Source organism: Glutamicibacter sp., from assembly GCF_050701915.1.
GTDB lineage: Bacteria > Actinomycetota > Actinomycetes > Actinomycetales > Micrococcaceae > Glutamicibacter.
The window spans coordinates 119,122-134,229 of the sequence record NZ_JBOGEG010000005.1 but is presented as its reverse complement, the minus strand read 5'-3'; the positions used below and the strand labels follow the sequence as shown (position 1 = coordinate 134,229).

Annotated in this window: 13 protein-coding genes; 11 read left to right on the top strand and 2 right to left on the bottom strand. The window is 63.1% G+C overall.

Annotated elements, in window-relative coordinates; genetic code table 11:
- Positions 1 to 62: 62 nt before the first annotated feature.
- Together ACRDT3_RS06025 and ACRDT3_RS06020 are read right to left on the bottom strand one after the other, a co-directional pair.
- Positions 63 to 320 (bottom strand): hypothetical protein, encoded by a 258-nt coding sequence (locus tag ACRDT3_RS06025; protein WP_431492120.1) that lies wholly within the window; start codon positions 318 to 320, stop codon positions 63 to 65.
- Positions 321 to 419: 99 nt separating this feature from the next.
- Positions 420 to 2,315, bottom strand: coding sequence for a metallophosphoesterase family protein (locus ACRDT3_RS06020; protein ID WP_431492119.1), 1,896 nt, complete (start codon positions 2,313 to 2,315; stop codon positions 420 to 422).
- A gap of 110 nt (positions 2,316 to 2,425) precedes the next feature.
- Between ACRDT3_RS06020 and ACRDT3_RS06015 the strand changes: the two genes are divergently transcribed.
- From ACRDT3_RS06015 to ACRDT3_RS05965, 11 genes are all read left to right on the top strand, one after another.
- Positions 2,426 to 3,751 carry a pyridoxal phosphate-dependent aminotransferase gene (locus ACRDT3_RS06015; protein WP_431492118.1) on the top strand — a complete coding sequence of 442 codons (1,326 nt, stop codon included), beginning with the start codon at positions 2,426 to 2,428 and terminating at the stop codon, positions 3,749 to 3,751.
- Between the two features lie 213 nt (positions 3,752 to 3,964).
- On the top strand, positions 3,965 to 5,467 hold the full coding sequence (locus ACRDT3_RS06010) for an alanine/glycine:cation symporter family protein (RefSeq protein ID WP_431492117.1): 1,503 nt from the start codon (positions 3,965 to 3,967) through the stop codon (positions 5,465 to 5,467).
- 137 nt (positions 5,468 to 5,604) lie between these two features.
- Complete coding sequence (locus ACRDT3_RS06005) at positions 5,605 to 6,510, top strand: dihydrodipicolinate synthase family protein (protein ID WP_431492116.1); 906 nt, start codon at positions 5,605 to 5,607, stop codon at positions 6,508 to 6,510.
- Positions 6,511 to 6,595: 85 nt separating this feature from the next.
- A complete protein-coding gene (locus ACRDT3_RS06000) occupies positions 6,596 to 7,597 on the top strand; it encodes a proline racemase family protein (protein ID WP_431492115.1) in 1,002 nt (333 codons plus the stop codon).
- Positions 7,594 to 8,541 carry an ornithine cyclodeaminase family protein gene (locus ACRDT3_RS05995; RefSeq protein WP_431492114.1) on the top strand — a complete coding sequence of 316 codons (948 nt, stop codon included), beginning with the start codon at positions 7,594 to 7,596 and terminating at the stop codon, positions 8,539 to 8,541. The genes ACRDT3_RS06000 and ACRDT3_RS05995 overlap by 4 nt, the downstream gene beginning before the upstream one ends.
- Positions 8,542 to 8,572: 31 nt before the next feature.
- Positions 8,573 to 9,262, top strand: a complete 690-nt coding sequence (locus tag ACRDT3_RS05990; RefSeq protein WP_431492113.1) for a GntR family transcriptional regulator — start codon at positions 8,573 to 8,575, stop codon at positions 9,260 to 9,262.
- 3 nt (positions 9,263 to 9,265) lie between these two features.
- Positions 9,266 to 10,432 (top strand): NAD(P)/FAD-dependent oxidoreductase, encoded by a 1,167-nt coding sequence (locus ACRDT3_RS05985; RefSeq protein WP_431492112.1) that lies wholly within the window; start codon positions 9,266 to 9,268, stop codon positions 10,430 to 10,432.
- Between the two features lie 5 nt (positions 10,433 to 10,437).
- Positions 10,438 to 10,704, top strand: a complete 267-nt coding sequence (locus ACRDT3_RS05980; RefSeq protein WP_431492111.1) for a (2Fe-2S)-binding protein — start codon at positions 10,438 to 10,440, stop codon at positions 10,702 to 10,704.
- The gene (locus tag ACRDT3_RS05975; RefSeq protein WP_431492110.1) at positions 10,701 to 12,155 is read left to right on the top strand and encodes an FAD-dependent oxidoreductase; all 1,455 of its coding nucleotides are present in this window, start codon (positions 10,701 to 10,703) and stop codon (positions 12,153 to 12,155) included. The genes ACRDT3_RS05980 and ACRDT3_RS05975 overlap by 4 nt, the downstream gene beginning before the upstream one ends.
- Before the next feature lie 4 nt (positions 12,156 to 12,159).
- On the top strand, positions 12,160 to 13,620 hold the full coding sequence (locus ACRDT3_RS05970) for an aldehyde dehydrogenase (NADP(+)) (protein ID WP_431492109.1): 1,461 nt from the start codon (positions 12,160 to 12,162) through the stop codon (positions 13,618 to 13,620).
- Positions 13,621 to 13,725: 105 nt separating this feature from the next.
- Positions 13,726 to 14,925: an IS4 family transposase gene (locus tag ACRDT3_RS05965; protein WP_431492108.1), complete on the top strand. Its 1,200-nt coding sequence runs from the start codon at positions 13,726 to 13,728 to the stop codon at positions 14,923 to 14,925.
- The last annotated feature ends 183 nt before the right edge of the window (positions 14,926 to 15,108 follow it).

Sequence of the window (15,108 nt, the reverse complement as noted above, 5' to 3'; positions counted from 1 at the left end):
GCCGTATCCCCAGCTGGGGATACGGCGGCCTCTGCATGGGACGCGCGCCGGGTCCGTCCTGCCTACAGCTTTTCCTGCGGGCTGACCGCGCGCACGGCTTCGGTGAAGCGGCGCTCGAATTCTTCAGCGGAAACCAGTTCGCGCTCGACTCGGAACGAGGATTCCTCGAGGCCCAGCACCGCTGCAATCAAGGAGCGGGTGTAGAGGGAGATCTTGCGGGACTTGCGGGTGGAAGTCACATGGTCCAATTCGGGAACCCAGATGTTCCACCAGCCAGCTTCCTTGGCGACTACTGCCTTGAAAACGCGCTGTTCACTCATGTCTCGTCCTGCTCCCTGCGCTGCTGCGCTCAGTGGCCTCTTTCTCTTCAATAGTCCACTACCTGCGGCCATGGCGACAAGTCGCCTGCCCCGCCAGCGCTACTTCGCCAGCGGCGCCCCATCCTTGCCGACGGCGAAGCGCACGACATCGTCATAGACCCTCTGCTCGGTCTTTTCCAGCTGGTACTGCGAATCCAGCTGCGGGAAGATGTGCACCGGGGTCAGGGTCAGCTCGGCGCCCTTCGGGGTATTGGCAACATCGATCTGCAGGTGCCCGTAGTGCAAGCCGCCAGAGACCAGCTGCGGAACACCGTTGGCATCCTCGGCCCAGGTTTCCGGCTCATCGGCCGGGGCTGACCACTGCGAGTGCGAGTTGAAGCGCAGCGGCTCGTACTCGCCTTCGGCATTGCGCACCAGCTTTTCGCCGCGCAGGCCATCGGCGGCGACCCCAACGTCATGGGAGTGGAAGCCGCGTCCGTCGCCGTCCGCATCCACCCAGGAACGCTCGAACATCTCATCGTGGCCGGAGATCACAGCTGCGACTCCATGCTCCTCGAACATCGGGGTGTAGGCGCGCATCGCGGTGCCCGACTGGTTATCCGGGTGTTCATGGTTCGGCGGGCTGCCATGCACGCCGTTGGAATAGGCCGAGTGGTGGAACTGGACCAGCACGATTTGGCCGTTGGCGCGTGCATCGGCCAGCTGCTTCTCGGCCCATTCCCACTGCGCCGAGGCGGCATCCATATTCGGCAGGTCGACGTCCTGCTCGGTAGTGCCGGGGAACAGTTCCTTGAAGCCCTGGACATAGGATTCGAAAGTGAACTCGCCCTGGGTATCGGTGGACAGCTTCGCCGCGTCCATATTCGTGTCATCGCCCGAGAACTTCTCCCCGGACAGCTGGCCGGTCCGGGTGTTCTCGTCCGGGCGGCCGTTGGTGGAATCCAAGGTCAGCACGGTGACCGGTCCGTGATCCACCCGGTAGTACGAGCCCTTGTACTCGGGGTGCTGTGGATCCTGCGGCAGCGAGAAGTAATCCAGGAAGCGGTTGCGCGAGATGACCGCGGGAGTGCGGTCGGCGTCCGTTCCGTAGCCGCCGTTCAGCGCAGCATAGGTTTCCCAATTGCCCAAGGCCGGAAGCAGCGGGACGTTGGAGGCCAGGTCCGAATGCTCTCCGGCCACATGGCCGAAGAACTCATCCCAGGCCGGCTGGTAGCCAGAACCCTGGGTGAGATCGCCGGCCATCATGACCAGGTCCGGATCGGCGGCCTGGATATGCTTGAGGTTCTCATTGAAGGCGGTGGACTGGTCCAGCGGGTAGCGCAGGGTCGGCTCGCCATAGCGGGTGGTCATGCCGAACTGCTGGTCCCATAGGGAGCCCGTGCCCGGTCGCTTCAGCGAATCTGCGGTATAGCCGTTGACCGGGGAGAGTTCCCATTCGCGGTGCTCGGTGCGTCCGCGCGGCTCGGTCTCGGAGTCGGAGAATGCAATGATGCGCACGTTCTTCCAGGCCTCACCCTCCGGGGCGGTCTTGAAGGCCGCGCTATGGGTTTCGCCGGACTGGGTCACCGTGTAGTTGTAGGTCTTTCCGGGCAACAGATCCTTGAAGGTCACCGAGTGCTTGTAGTTCGAATTCGACATCAGCCACGAGCCCTGTTCCAAGCCCGCGATCTGCTCATCGAGTTCGGCCTGGGTGTATTCCATGAGATCCAGGTATGTTGGCTCGCTGCTTTGCTTGCCGGACTTGCCCAGGCCAGGTCCGGTGACGCTGACGGTGCCCGGCTCATCGGTTTCGCTGATCCAGTTGATGGTCATCGAGGTGGCGGAAGGTGCTTGCAGGTAGGGCAGCACGCGGAACCCCGGCGCGGGGTCCTTGGCAACTGCTGCCGGAAGGGCGGAAGCCGCGGTCATCGGCGAGGCTGCCGCTCCTGTTGTTGGCGCCAGGGCCAGCGGGAGCAATACTGCGGCGGCCAGGGCGGCCGTCAGTGGCTTGTTCATGTTTCGTTCTCCTGTGCGAGGTGTCGCCTGCAATAGGCGGGTACCTCGAGGATGCTCGGGGCGAATGCCCCAAGGATGGACGGGAGGCAAACGGAGGGGGAACCGGGACCGTGAGCCTGCTCACCGGCTGCCCTTGGGCGCAATGCCACGCCGGAGCCGATAGCCTTGAATCAGATAGCGCAGAAGACCGCGGCGAGGATGCTTCGGTTTTCCACGCCTGCGAAAAGGAAGGGCAAACAGTGCAAGCCTCCCAGCGTTCCAAGGTAGCTCCCTTTGGAGTGATGCAAATTGTTGACCAGGTCGCTACGATGCGGGCCTCTGGTCATGACGTGATCTCGTTGTGCGTGGGCGAGCCTGGCGGCGGTGCGCCAGCAGCCGTGAATGACCTGGCCGCGAAGCTGCATGCCGGGCACGCCGACTTCGGGTACACTTCGACCGCGGGCCTGCTCGAAACCCGACAGGCCCTGTCCAAGCATTACCTCGATACCTATGGGGTGCAGATTCCGGCCAGGAACTTCGTGATGACGACCGGGTCCTCCGGAGCTTTCCAACTTGCCTTCCTGGCAGCCTTCGATGCCGGAGATGTGGTGGCGCTGGCCCGTCCAGGCTACCCGGCCTACGCCAATATCCTCGGGGCCCTGGGACTGGAGGTGGTGGACCTGCCTACCGGTGCGGAACAGCGCTACCAGCCCACCGTGCAGCTGCTTGAAGCGGCCAAGAAGCAGCATGGACGCCTGGACGGGCTGGTGATCGCCTCGCCGAACAATCCCACCGGTACCATGTTCAGCGCACAAGAGCTTTCGGACCTCGCCAGCTGGTGCGAAGCCAACGGCGTGCGGCTGATCAGCGACGAAATCTATCACGGCATCGAGTTCGTTCCAGACCGCAAGGGGCACACCTCGTGGGAGTTCTCCCGCACTTCCATCGTGGTCTCCTCCTTCTCCAAATACTGGGGGATGACCGGCTGGCGCCTGGGTTGGATGATCGTGCCCGATGATCTGGTGTCCACCGTTGATGCGCTGGCCTCGAACCTTGCGCTGTGCGCTCCGGCCCCGGCGCAGCGTGCGGTCGTGGCGGCCTTCGAGAAGCAGAGCCTGGATGAAGCCAATGAGCGCGTGGCCGAGTTTGCCCGCACCAGGGCCCACGTGCTGGAGCACCTGGGCAGCCTGGGGATCAGCGAGGCGGCGCCCGCCGATGGGGCCTTCTACCTCTACGGGCGGCTCAGCGAGCGTGTGCTCGACCGTTTCGGCACCGCCAGGGAGTACTGCCGCCAGGTGCTGGAATGTGCCCAGGTGGCTCTGACCCCGGGCGGCGACTTCGACCCGTTCGAAGGGCACCTGTTCATCCGGCTGTCATTCGCCGCAGGATACGAGCAGGTGGCCGAGTCGCTGGAACGCGTGGCGGCATTTTTGCGCCAGGCGCTTCCGGCGGATTAGTCCTTCGTAGAGCAGGCAAACAGCAGCCAACCGCTGATCGCGGTTGGCTGCTGTTTTCGTGCGCCAGCAACGAGAAAATTCCGTTGAGAAAATTTCCCGGGACCATTGTCAGACAGTAACAGTGTTATGTACCATTTTACATGTTGTGATCTAACTTACCCCGTCAAGCGTCTCACCTCGATGCGATATCTTCGAATGCTCTGAGGAAAATACATGGAAACTTTGACCGCGATTAGTGATGGACTCTGGAATCCCATGGCGTATTTCGCCCTGGCCGTCGGACTGTTCTTCACTGTTCTTACCCTTGGTGCGCAATTCAGGTTGCTGCCACATACCCTCACCCTGCTCTTCAAGCCCAAGGTGGACGAAGCTGGGATTGCCCCGCTCCAGGCCCTGTTGCTGACCATTGCCTCACGCGTGGGCGTGGGGAACATCGCCGGCGTGGGAACTGCGATCGCTGCGGGTGGACCGGGCGCGTTGCTCTGGATGGTTGTCTGCGCGCTCCTCGGAGCTGCAAGCTCCTTCGCAGAATCATCCCTGGCCCAAGTCTTCAAGCGGAAGGTCAATGGCGAACATCGTGGTGGCATGCCGTTCTACGTGAAGTTCGGTCTACGCCTCAAGTGGCTGGCGGCAGTTCTCGCGGTCATGACAGCCGTCGGCTACGGTATCGTGTTCCCCGGCGTGCAGTCGAACAACATCGCTGCCGGCATGAAGAACGCCTTCGGCATCGACCCGTGGGTCAGCGCCGTGGTTGTCACCGGCATTCTCGGCGTGGTCATCTTCGGTGGCACCAAGCGCCTGGTCAAGGCCGTGGATTTGATGGTCCCGTTCATGGCGCTGGGCTACATCGTGGTGGCCCTAGTTGTCGTCGCTGCCAACTACTCCGAAATCATTCCAGCGCTGCGGTTGATCTTTGAGAGCGCCTTTGGCCTGCATGAGCTCTTCGGGGGGATGGCTGGCATGGCAGTGGCCTGGGGCGTGCGCCGCGCCGTGTTCTCCAATGTCGCCGGCGTGGGCGAAGGTACCTACGGTTCGGCCGCAGCTTCGGCAAACCATCCTGCGAGCCAGGGCCTGCTGCAGGGATTCTCGATCTTTATCGACACCGTGGTGGTCTGCTTCGCCACCGGCATCATGATCGTGATCACCGGCTCCTACAACGTCTTCTCCTCCGATGGTGGCACCATGGTGGAAAACCTCCCCGGCGTCGAGGCCGGCGCGGGATATACTCAGAACGCCGTTGACCAGGTTCTTCCGGGCTTCGGTCCAGGTTTTGTCGCCATCGCGCTGTTCTTCTTCGCCTTCACGACCTTGGTTGCGTTCTACTACATCGCACACACCAACCTGGTATTCCTTTTCGGCAAGGAGCCGGGCTCGGTGGTAGCAGTTCTGCTGAAGCTGGGCATGATGGCGATGACCTTCTATGGTTCGGTGGCATCCGCTGCAGTGATCTGGACGCTGGGTGATATCGGCTACGCTTCGCTGGGCTGGATCAACATGGTCTGCCTGTTGTTCCTCGCGCCGGTGGTCCGCAAGGTGATCCGCGACTACGACCGCCAGCGCAAGCTGGGCGGTGAGGTGCATTTCGACCCGCGCCCGCTGGGCATCGAAGGCGCGGAGTACTGGAAGGTACGTGCCATCGAGCGTGAGCGTGGCTACGTGACCTCCGAGCACGCGCCCCTGATTCAGCGCGATGACCTCGACGGAACCGGAAACTAGAAAATACTTCGATTCTTCTATTGCACTGTAAAATTGTACATAGTACATTAGGTGTAGCGGATCACACAAAGGACTCCCGGTGGCGAGGCTCAACCCCACCGGCCGCATCACAAACTTCATTGAAAGGAAGATCAAAGATGTCTCAGACCCGGAAGCCATGGCAGGGTGTACACGTAGCGTCGTCGCTGCAGTTCAACGAAGACCTGAGCGTTGACTACGACGGCTTTGCAGAGCACGTAGCCTTCCTGGCCGCCAACGGATGCGACGGAATCGCACCGAACGGCTCGCTGGGCGAGTACCAGGCACTGACCGAGGAAGAGCGCGCCCGCGTCATCACTACCGCGGTCCAAGCGGCACCGGACGGCTTCACCGTCATGGCAGGCATCGGCTCCTACGGCGGCCTGCAGGCACGCCACTGGGCCAACCAGGCCGCAGAAGCGGGTGCCTCCTCGGTGATGTTGCTGCCGCCGAATATCTACCGCGCCAACGACGACGAGGTCATGGAGCACTACCGTCTGGTGGCCGAGGTCGGGCTACCGGTAGTTGCCTACAACAACCCGATCGACACCAAGGTGGACCTGACCCCGAAGCTGATCGCCCGCCTGTTCGAGGCCGGATACATCGTGGGCGTCAAGGAATTCACCGGCGATGTGCGCCGCGCCTACGAAATCAGCGAACTGGTTCCAGAACTGGACCTGCTGATCGGCACCGACGACAGTGTGCTGGAAATGGGCATCGCCGGCGCCGTGGGCTGGGTTTCGGGCTACACCAACGCCTTCCCGCAGACCATGATGGAACTGTACAACCTGTCCACCAGCGGGGACCTGAACGACTTGGAGAAGGCCAAGGCCCTGTACCGCGAATCGCACTCGCTGCTGCGCTGGGACACCAAGACCGAGTTCGTCCAGGCCATCAAGCTGTCCATGGACATCGCCGGATTGAAGGGCGGCGCATGCCGTCCGCCGCGCGGCCCGCTGAGCGCCGAATTCCACAAGGCGATCACCGCTGACACCGAAGCCGCGCTGGCCCACGGATACAAGTAAACAGCATGACTTGCCAGCCGGTGCCGAGGGGACCCAGAATTTCCCTTGGCGCCGGCTTAGCCCACCAATTCCACTAAGGACTTCAATGCGCACTACCCGTGTATTTCACGCTGTTGATTCCCACACCGAAGGCATGCCCACCAGGGTCATCACCGGTGGAGTAGGAACGATTCCAGGCAAGACCATGGCCGCACGCCGCCTGTGGTTCATGGAAAACAGCGACCACATCCGCAAGTTGCTGATGAACGAACCACGCGGCCACGCAGCCATGAGCGGCGCCATCCTGCAGCCTCCCACCAGGGATGACGCTGACTTCGGCGTGTTGTACATTGAGGTCTCAGGCCTGCTGCCGATGTGCGGGCACGGTACGATCGGGGTAGCCACCGTGCTGGTGGAAACCGGGATGGTCGAGGTCGTGGAGCCTGTCACAGAGATTCGATTGGACACCCCGGCCGGCTTGGTCATCGCCTCCGTGCAGGTCGAAGACGGCCATGCCGCCGCGGTGACTATCAAGAACGTTCCATCCTTCGCGGACCGGCTGGACGCCTCGGTGCAGGTTCCGGGCCTGGGCACCGTCAACTACGACCTTGCCTTTGGCGGGAACTTCTACGCCGTGGTCGACTTGGAATCCATCGGGCTGCCCTTCGAGCGCGAGCGCAAGCAGGAGCTGATCGAGGCAGGGCTGGCCATCATGGCAGCCATCAACGAGCAGGACGAACCGGTGCACCCCGAACGCGATGACATCCGCGGCTGCCACCATGTCTATCTCAAGGCCCCGGACTCCGACGCCGAGCACTCGCGCCACGCCATGGCCATCTACCCTGGCTGGTTCGACCGCTCGCCTTGCGGCACCGGCACCAGCGCGCGCATGGCGCAGCTGCACGCCCGCGGTGAACTGGGGCTGGAGACCGACTTCCTGAACGAATCGTTCATCGGCTCGCAGTTTACTGGCCGGCTGGTGGGCACCACCACCGTCGGAGACAAGCCCGCAGTGATCCCGACAGTCACCGGACGCGCCTGGGTCACCGGCACCGCACAGTATTTCCTGGATCCCACCGATCCATTCCCGGAAGGATTCATCCTATGAACCTGCCCTACTTCGACGAGGCGACCCTCACCGATCGGATCGACCCGGCTACCGCCGTGCAGATCCTGGCCGATGCACTGGCCGCGGGACTGGATCCGGAACTGGATTCCCCGCGCTTGTTCTCACCGACCCAGCGCGGCGAGTTCCTGATCATGCCGGCTCTGGGAACCGAACGCAACGGCGTCAAGGTGCTGAGCATCGACCCGCAGAACACCGCGGCGGGCCTGCCCAAAATCCAGGGTTCATACCTGTTGTTCGACGCGGCGACCAGCGCGGTGCTGGCAGTGCTGGACGGTACCGTGCTCACCGCGCTGCGCACCCCTGGCACGACGGTGTTGGCGCTGCGCGAGATGGCCAGGGCCACCGCATTCTTCAGCTCCAAGCCGCAGGTGCTGGTCTACGGCACCGGCATCCAAGCCAAGAACCATATCCGCTACTTCCGTGCCCTGTACCCCACCTCGCAGTTCGCGCTCGTAGGACGGAGCCTGGACAAGGCGCAGGCTGCCGCAGAGGAGTTGCGGACCGAGGGCATCGAGGTTGTTGCAAGCCAGGATCCGGCCATTGAACAGGCGGATGTGATCATCTGTGCCAGTTCCTCGCCGACCCCGCTCTTCGACGGTTCGCGGGTCGCCTCCCACGCGCTGGTCGCAGCCATCGGCCAGCACGGGCTGGAGCACCGTGAACTGGATGCCCAGCTGATGCTTCGCAGCGACGTGGTGCTCGAAGGCCGTGCCTCGGCAATCCGGGAAAACGGCAACGCCGTCGACCTGCATGCCGACGGCGCATGGCACGGCCAGGCGCCGCTGAACGTGCAGGAGCTAGTGCTCGGGAAGTTCACCCGCGCGCCGGGCCGACCCGCGGTGTACACCGGTGTCGGCATGGCGTGGGAGGATCTGGCCATGGCCAGTGCAGCGGTGGATTTATGCAATGTAGCATTGCAGTAAGTCGATAGCAGCTACATATGATGGGGGAGCCATGAACGCCTTGGCACTGGAACCACTGAACGAGCGCCGCAGCCTGCGGGAGACCGTGGCAGAAAAATTGCGTGCCGCGATCATCTCCGGAGACTTGGTTGAGGGCCAGCTCTACTCTGCGCCCGTGCTAGGCGATGCCCTGGGGGTCTCGGCCACCCCGGTTCGCGAAGCGATGATGGACCTGACCCGCGAGGGCCTAGTTGAAACCATCAAGAACAAGGGCTTCAGGGTCACCGGCATGACCGACACGGAGCTGGAGAACATCGCCGCGATTCGCCTGCTGATCGAGCCCGAAGCCACCCGCCTGGCCGCAGAAAACCACACGACAGCCAACATCGCGAAGCTGACGCAGATGGCGAAAATCATCGTCGACGCAGCGCAGGCCGACGATATCGACGGCTACCTCAGCGCCGACCGCGCCTTCCACCACGAGCTCATGACCCCCTGCGGCAATGCGGAACTGGTCGACCTGGCCACCAGCTACCGCATGCGAACCAGGCAGTACGGGCTGAAGTCCCTGATGCGCGAGCGCAAGCTGACCACCATGGCGGCTGAGCACCTGCAAATGGTCAAGCTCATGGAAAAGGGCAACAGCACCGCGCTGCACGCACTACTGATCAAGCACATCTCGCACGCCCGCGGTTTCTGGAATGTCGGAGATCCGAACGACGAGGTCAAACGCAAGGACTAATGAATGGCACAAGGCACTGACGTTCTCATCATCGGCGCCGGCATCATCGGCAGCGCCATCGCCTATTTCGCCGCCCAGCAGGGGCTGAGCGTCGTAGTTCTCGACCGGGCCGGACCTGCCTCGGGTACCAGCTCGCGCTGCGAGGGCAACATCCTGCTCAGCGACAAGGAGCTGGGCCCGGAGCTGGAGCTCTCGCAGTACTCTCTGGGCGTATGGAAGAACGATCTGGCCGAATTCGCGCACCTGTGGGAATTCGAGGCCAAGGGCGGCTTGGTTGTCGCCTCGCAGGAATCCTCCCAAGCCTCGCTGGACCGGCTGACCGCCGCGCAGCGCAGCAACGGCGTCGTTGCCGAGATCCTGGACCGCGACCAGCTGCTGTCGGCAGAACCGCACATCAGCCCCGATGCCCTGTCAGCTGCCTACTACCCGCAGGACAGCCAAGTCCAGCCCATGCTGGCGGCCTCCTGGCTGCTCCGCCTCGCCTGCGATGCGGGAGCGAAGTTCGTCCCCAACGCCCAGGTCACCGCGCTGCGCCGGAGCAACGGGCGGGTCATCGGCGTGGACAGCACCGCCGGCGCCTTCGCCGCAGACAATATCGTGAACGCCACCGGCACCTGGGCCTCGTCCATCGCCGGCCTGGCCGAGGTGGCGGTGCCTGTGAACCCGCGCAAGGGCTTCGTCATGGTCACCGAACCGCTGCCGCCGAAGATCTTCCACAAGGTGTACGCCGCCGAGTACGTGGACAACGTCGGCAGCTCGGATGCCGGGCTGCAAAGCTCCTCGGTGGTCGAAGGCACCCCTGCGGGCTCCATCCTGATCGGCTCCAGCCGCGAACGCGTGGGCTTCGACGGCTCGGTGAACCTCAGCGCACTGAAGCAGATGGCCAATAACGCGATCAGCCTTTTCCCGTTCCTGCGAGATGTCAAGATCATGCGCCATTACCATGGCTTCCGCCCCTACTGCCCCGACCACCTGCCGGTGATCGGGCACGACGAGCGCGTGCCGGGGCTGTGGCACGCGGCCGGGCATGAGGGGGCCGGCATCGGATTGTCGGTAGGCACCGGCAAGCTGCTGGCCCAGGTGCTGGCCGGGCAAGCCGCCGAGCTGGATCTTTCCCCTTTCGCCCCGCACCGTTTTACCGATCAACCACTAGTGAACCAGGAGTCGTGAATCCCATGGAGCAACCTGTCACCATCAGCATCGATTCGGCCCCGGTCATCGTTGACTCCGGCACTACCGTGGCCGGCGCAATGATCTCCCAGGGCATCACCGCCTGGCGCAGCACCCGCACTAACGAGCGCCCCCGCGGACTGTTCTGCGGCATCGGCGCCTGCTTCGACTGCCTGGTCACCATCGATTCGGTGCCGAACCAGCGCGCCTGCATGGTGCGGGTGTGCGAGGGGCAGCAGATCGACACCGACACCGCCAAGGAGCGCGCATGAGCCAGCAGATCCATGTGGCAGTGATCGGCGCCGGACCAGCTGGCCTGGCCGCCGCTGCCAACGCACTGGCCCATGGTGCTCGCGTGACCTGCATCGACGCCAACGACCAGCCAGGCGGCCAGTACTGGCGCCACCGCATGGAACAGCCTGGGGAGCACCCCGATTCCACCGGCCACCACGATTGGAAAACCTACCTCTCGCTGCGTTCCGCCTTCGATCAGGGCATCGCCTCCGGAACCCTGGCCTACCTGCCCAACACACAGGTATGGATGGCGCAGCAGCAGTCGGATGAGCGCATCACCCTGCAGCTGACCAGCGCCACAGCCGCCGGGGCGCAGGCACCGCCAAGCAGCCTCACCGCCGACCGCCTGGTGGTGGCCACCGGCGCCTACGACCGGCAGATCCCGATCCCCGGATGGGACCTTCCCGGAGTCATGACCGCAGGAGCCGTGCAGGCACTGATCAAGGGGCAGGGCGTGCTCGCCGGCCAGCGGATTGTGCTGGCCGGCACTGGCCCGTTCCTGCTCCCGGTGGCCAGCAACGTCGCCCATGCAGGAGGCAAGGTCCTGGGCATCTGCGAATCAGCCGACCTGTCCGGATGGCTCAAGCACCTGAAGGAACCGCTGGCAGTCCCGGCCAAGGGCGTGGAGGGCGCGGAATACGTCTGGGACCTGCTGCGCCACCGCATCCCGTACAAGCGCAGCACCGTGATCACCGCGATCCACGGCACCGGCAAGGTCGAAGCTGTCAGCATCGCGCGCACCGACAAGTCCGGTGCCGTCATCGCTGGCAGCGAGGAACGCATCGAGAACGTTGACTGCGTGGGCCTGGGCTTCGGCTTCACCACCCAATTGGAGCTGCTCACCGCCTTCGGCGTGGACACCCACGTGGATGCCGATGGTTCCCTGGTTGCCGACGTGGACCAGTTCCAGGCAACCAGCCGGGCCAATATCCTTGCCGCCGGGGAAGTCACCGGCATCGGGGGAGCGGCGCTCGCCGTGGCAGAGGGAACGGTCGCCGGCTACCGCGCGGCGTTGGGTTCCGGACAGGCTCCCCAGCAAAGCGAGGTGGCCAAGGAACTGAAGACCATCTCTCGGCACCGTGCCTTTGCCCGCGCCATGCACCAAGCCCACCCGGTGCCTGACTACTGGAGCGGGAACCTGGAGGAAGACACCGTGGTGTGCCGCTGCGAGGAAGTCACCGCGGGGGAGATCATCCAGGCCCGCGACGAGCTCAAGGCAGCCGATGCCCGCAGCATCAAATCGACCACTCGTGCAGGAATGGGCTGGTGCCAGGGAAGGGTCTGCGGCTACGCTGCCTCCTGCCTTGCCACCTGCGGGGACAAGCATGAAGTTTTTGCCCAGTCAATTGCCAATACCTATAAAAGACCAGTCTCCATCCCGGTTCCGCTGGGTGACATCGCAGACCTCGAAGATTCACCGAAGGAGTAGCACCATGCCTCAGACCACGATTGAACAGACAACAGCTGCGCAGCTGGAACAGATCCTCGATAATGCCCAGAAGACCAGCGCACAGTGGGCGCAGACTCCTGCCACTGAACGCGCAAGGATCATCGAGCATGCCGCCGCAGCGCTGGAAGCCGCCGGGGATACGCTTGTGGCCCTAGCCATGGAAGAAACCAACCTTCCCGAAGCCAGACTGCGCGGGGAGTTGAAGCGCACTGCCTTCCAGTTGGGGCTGTTCGGCGAAACCATCCGCGACGGCGCTTGCTTCGATGCCCGCATTGACCATGCCGACGCGCAGTGGCCCATGGGGGCCGCCCGACCGGACCTGCGCCGCATCCTGATTCCAGTAGGCCCGGTGCTGGTTTTCGCCGCCAGCAACTTCCCCTTCGCCTTCTCCGTGGCAGGCGGAGACACCGCATCTGCGCTGGCTGCCGGCAACGCAGTGGTACTCAAGGCGCACTCCGGCCACCCGAAGCTTTCGCAGGCCACCGCCTCCATCTTCGCCGCCGCTCTGGAAGAAGCAGGTGCACCGGAGGGTCTCTTCTCCATCATCTTCGGCACCGCGTCAGGTAGCGCCGCCATCGAGGATCCAAGGATCAAGGCCGCAGGCTTCACCGGTTCGATCCCCGGTGGCCGCGCCCTGTTCGACAAGGCCAACGCCCGTCCGGAGCCGATCCCGTTCTTCGGCGAATTGGGCAGCAACAACCCGGTCTTCGTCACCAGCTCCTCCGCGGCGTCGAATGCCGAGGGCATCGTGGACCAGTTCATCGGCTCCTTCACCATGGGCGCCGGGCAGTTCTGCACCAAGCCAGGCACCTTGGTGGTTCCAGAAGACTCGAACTTCACCCAGATCCTCGCATCCAAGGAATTGCCAGCGGTTCACAAGCTGCTCAACGATCGCATTGAAGCCGGCTACCTGCAGACCTTGTCGCAGCTGAAGTCCCATGAAGGCGTTGAAGTTCTAGCTCAGCACCCGGAGGCAGAGAACGACCAGATCCAGCCCACCTTACTGGTTACCACCGGCGAGCAGCTGTTGGCCGACCCGCAGGCGCTGCAGGAAGAATGCTTCGGGCCAGCGGCACTGGTCGTGACCTACAAGGACGAGGCCCAGCTGCTGGAGATCGCCGGAAGCTTCTCCGGCCAGCTCACCGCAACGATCTGCGGTGAGGAAAGCGACGACGTGGCGCAGCTGCTGTTCACTCTTCAGAACAAGGCAGGCCGCGTGCTGTGGAATCAGTGGCCCACCGGAGTTTCGGTAACCTATGCTCAGCAGCACGGCGGACCATACCCTGCATCAACTGTTGCCAACTCCACCTCGGTGGGGACCGCCGCAATCATCCGCTTCCTGCGCCCGGTGGCCTACCAGGGCTTCCCGCAGAACCTGCTGCCTGCAGCACTGCAGGACAAATCCGAAGGTACTCAGTTGCTGAACGGACAGCGTCAGAGCTGATTCTGGTGATGGCGTGATGGCGTGAAGGCGTGTTAGCCGCAGTGATATTGCTGTGGCTAACCCCAATTCCGTTTACTTAGTGATCTGATGTGTTAATCTTTACTCATGGCACGCAGCGGATGGGTGAAACCCGAGAGAACAGAACGACTTTCAGACCACGTCTCCCTCGGCGTCCTCGCGAAGGTTTTCCCGCCGTCAATGGTTAACGAAGTGATCGCCAAGGTAGGCGCCGGCGAGCAGCGCTCACGCCTGCTACCCTCATGGATGATGGTGTACTACGTAATGGCCCTGGCTTTGCACGCTGCAGCCTCCTACGAGGAAGTCATGCGCAGCTTGCTCGGTGGCCTTCAGTGGATCTCTCACCGCACCAGCGAATGGACGATGCCCACCAAAGCAGCAATTTTCAAGGCCCGCACTCGCCTGGGATCCGCGGTGATGATCGAGCTGTTCGACCAGGTCGCTAAGCCATTCGGCCCTCAAACGCAGCGCGGTTTCCTCGCTGGCCTGCGCCTGGTCAGCGTGGACGGGACCACGATGGATATCGCAGACACTCCCGCAAATGAGCAGGCCTATGGGCGGCCGGGAACGAATACCAATTTCAAAAGCGCCTACCCACAGGCAAGGATCCTGGGGCTGGTGGAATGCGGCACCCACGCCATCATCGGAGCGGTGACCGGACCTTACTCCATGGCGGAAAACGACATGTATCTGGGATTGCAGCACAAGCTGGATCCGAGCATGCTGCTGATGGCTGACCGCGGGTTCTTCAGCTACCGGTCCTTCAAGGACAGTGCCGCAACCGGGGCCCAGCTGCTGTGGCGGGTGCGCGGCAACATGGTTCTTCCGGTGCTGGAGGAACTGGAGGACGGTTCGTATCTTTCGGCCGTGTACGAGGGGACGAAGCAACGCCGGAACAAGGTGGATCCGGTGCCGGTGCGCGTGGTGGAATACACGGTCAGCAATGGTGCCGAGGCCAGCGAATTCCGGTTGCTCACCACACTGCTGGATCCTGGTGGGGTCAGTGCTCAGGAGCTTGCTGAGGCCTATGCGAAGCGGTGGGAGATCGAGTTGTGCTTCAAGGAAATGAAAACCCATCAGCGAGGTCCTTCGGTGGTGTTGCGTTCGAAAACTCCCGAAGGGGTGCTGCAGGAAATCTATGGATGTCTGTGCACTCACTACGCGTTGCGCACGCTCATTGGCGAGGTTGCTCTGGAGTTCGGTGAGGATCCTTTGAGGGTTTCCTTTACTCGTACGTTACGGGCTGCGCGGCGTTCCATGGCCGGGCAGCCCGGTTTTTCCCCCTGAGAATCTGCGGCAGAAGTTCGCTGTGTTCTGTTCGGAACTACTGTATGAGCTTTTGCCGGAGCGGCGGGGCCGGGTGTGTCCGCGGGTGGTGAAGCGGAAGATGTCCGGTTGGTTGTTGAAGCAAGTCCCGAAACCTGTTAAGTAAACGGCATTGTGGCTAACCCAGGTTTTTCATAACGGCTC

What these genes read in the sequence shown, in the direction of transcription:
- ACRDT3_RS06005 (WP_431492116.1), top strand. Translation starts at nt 5,605, where the DNA reads ATGTCTCAGACCCGGAAGCCATGGCAGGGTGTACACGTAGCGTCGTCG.
- ACRDT3_RS05975 (WP_431492110.1), top strand. Translation starts at nt 10,701, where the DNA reads ATGAGCCAGCAGATCCATGTGGCAGTGATCGGCGCCGGACCAGCTGGC.
- ACRDT3_RS05985 (WP_431492112.1), top strand. Translation starts at nt 9,266, where the DNA reads ATGGCACAAGGCACTGACGTTCTCATCATCGGCGCCGGCATCATCGGC.
- ACRDT3_RS05980 (WP_431492111.1), top strand. Translation starts at nt 10,438, where the DNA reads ATGGAGCAACCTGTCACCATCAGCATCGATTCGGCCCCGGTCATCGTT.
- ACRDT3_RS06020 (WP_431492119.1), bottom strand. Translation starts at nt 2,315, where the DNA reads ATGAACAAGCCACTGACGGCCGCCCTGGCCGCCGCAGTATTGCTCCCG.
- ACRDT3_RS06025 (WP_431492120.1), bottom strand. Translation starts at nt 320, where the DNA reads ATGAGTGAACAGCGCGTTTTCAAGGCAGTAGTCGCCAAGGAAGCTGGC.
- ACRDT3_RS05990 (WP_431492113.1), top strand. Translation starts at nt 8,573, where the DNA reads ATGAACGCCTTGGCACTGGAACCACTGAACGAGCGCCGCAGCCTGCGG.
- ACRDT3_RS05965 (WP_431492108.1), top strand. Translation starts at nt 13,726, where the DNA reads ATGGCACGCAGCGGATGGGTGAAACCCGAGAGAACAGAACGACTTTCA.
- ACRDT3_RS05970 (WP_431492109.1), top strand. Translation starts at nt 12,160, where the DNA reads ATGCCTCAGACCACGATTGAACAGACAACAGCTGCGCAGCTGGAACAG.
- ACRDT3_RS05995 (WP_431492114.1), top strand. Translation starts at nt 7,594, where the DNA reads ATGAACCTGCCCTACTTCGACGAGGCGACCCTCACCGATCGGATCGAC.
- ACRDT3_RS06000 (WP_431492115.1), top strand. Translation starts at nt 6,596, where the DNA reads ATGCGCACTACCCGTGTATTTCACGCTGTTGATTCCCACACCGAAGGC.
- ACRDT3_RS06010 (WP_431492117.1), top strand. Translation starts at nt 3,965, where the DNA reads ATGGAAACTTTGACCGCGATTAGTGATGGACTCTGGAATCCCATGGCG.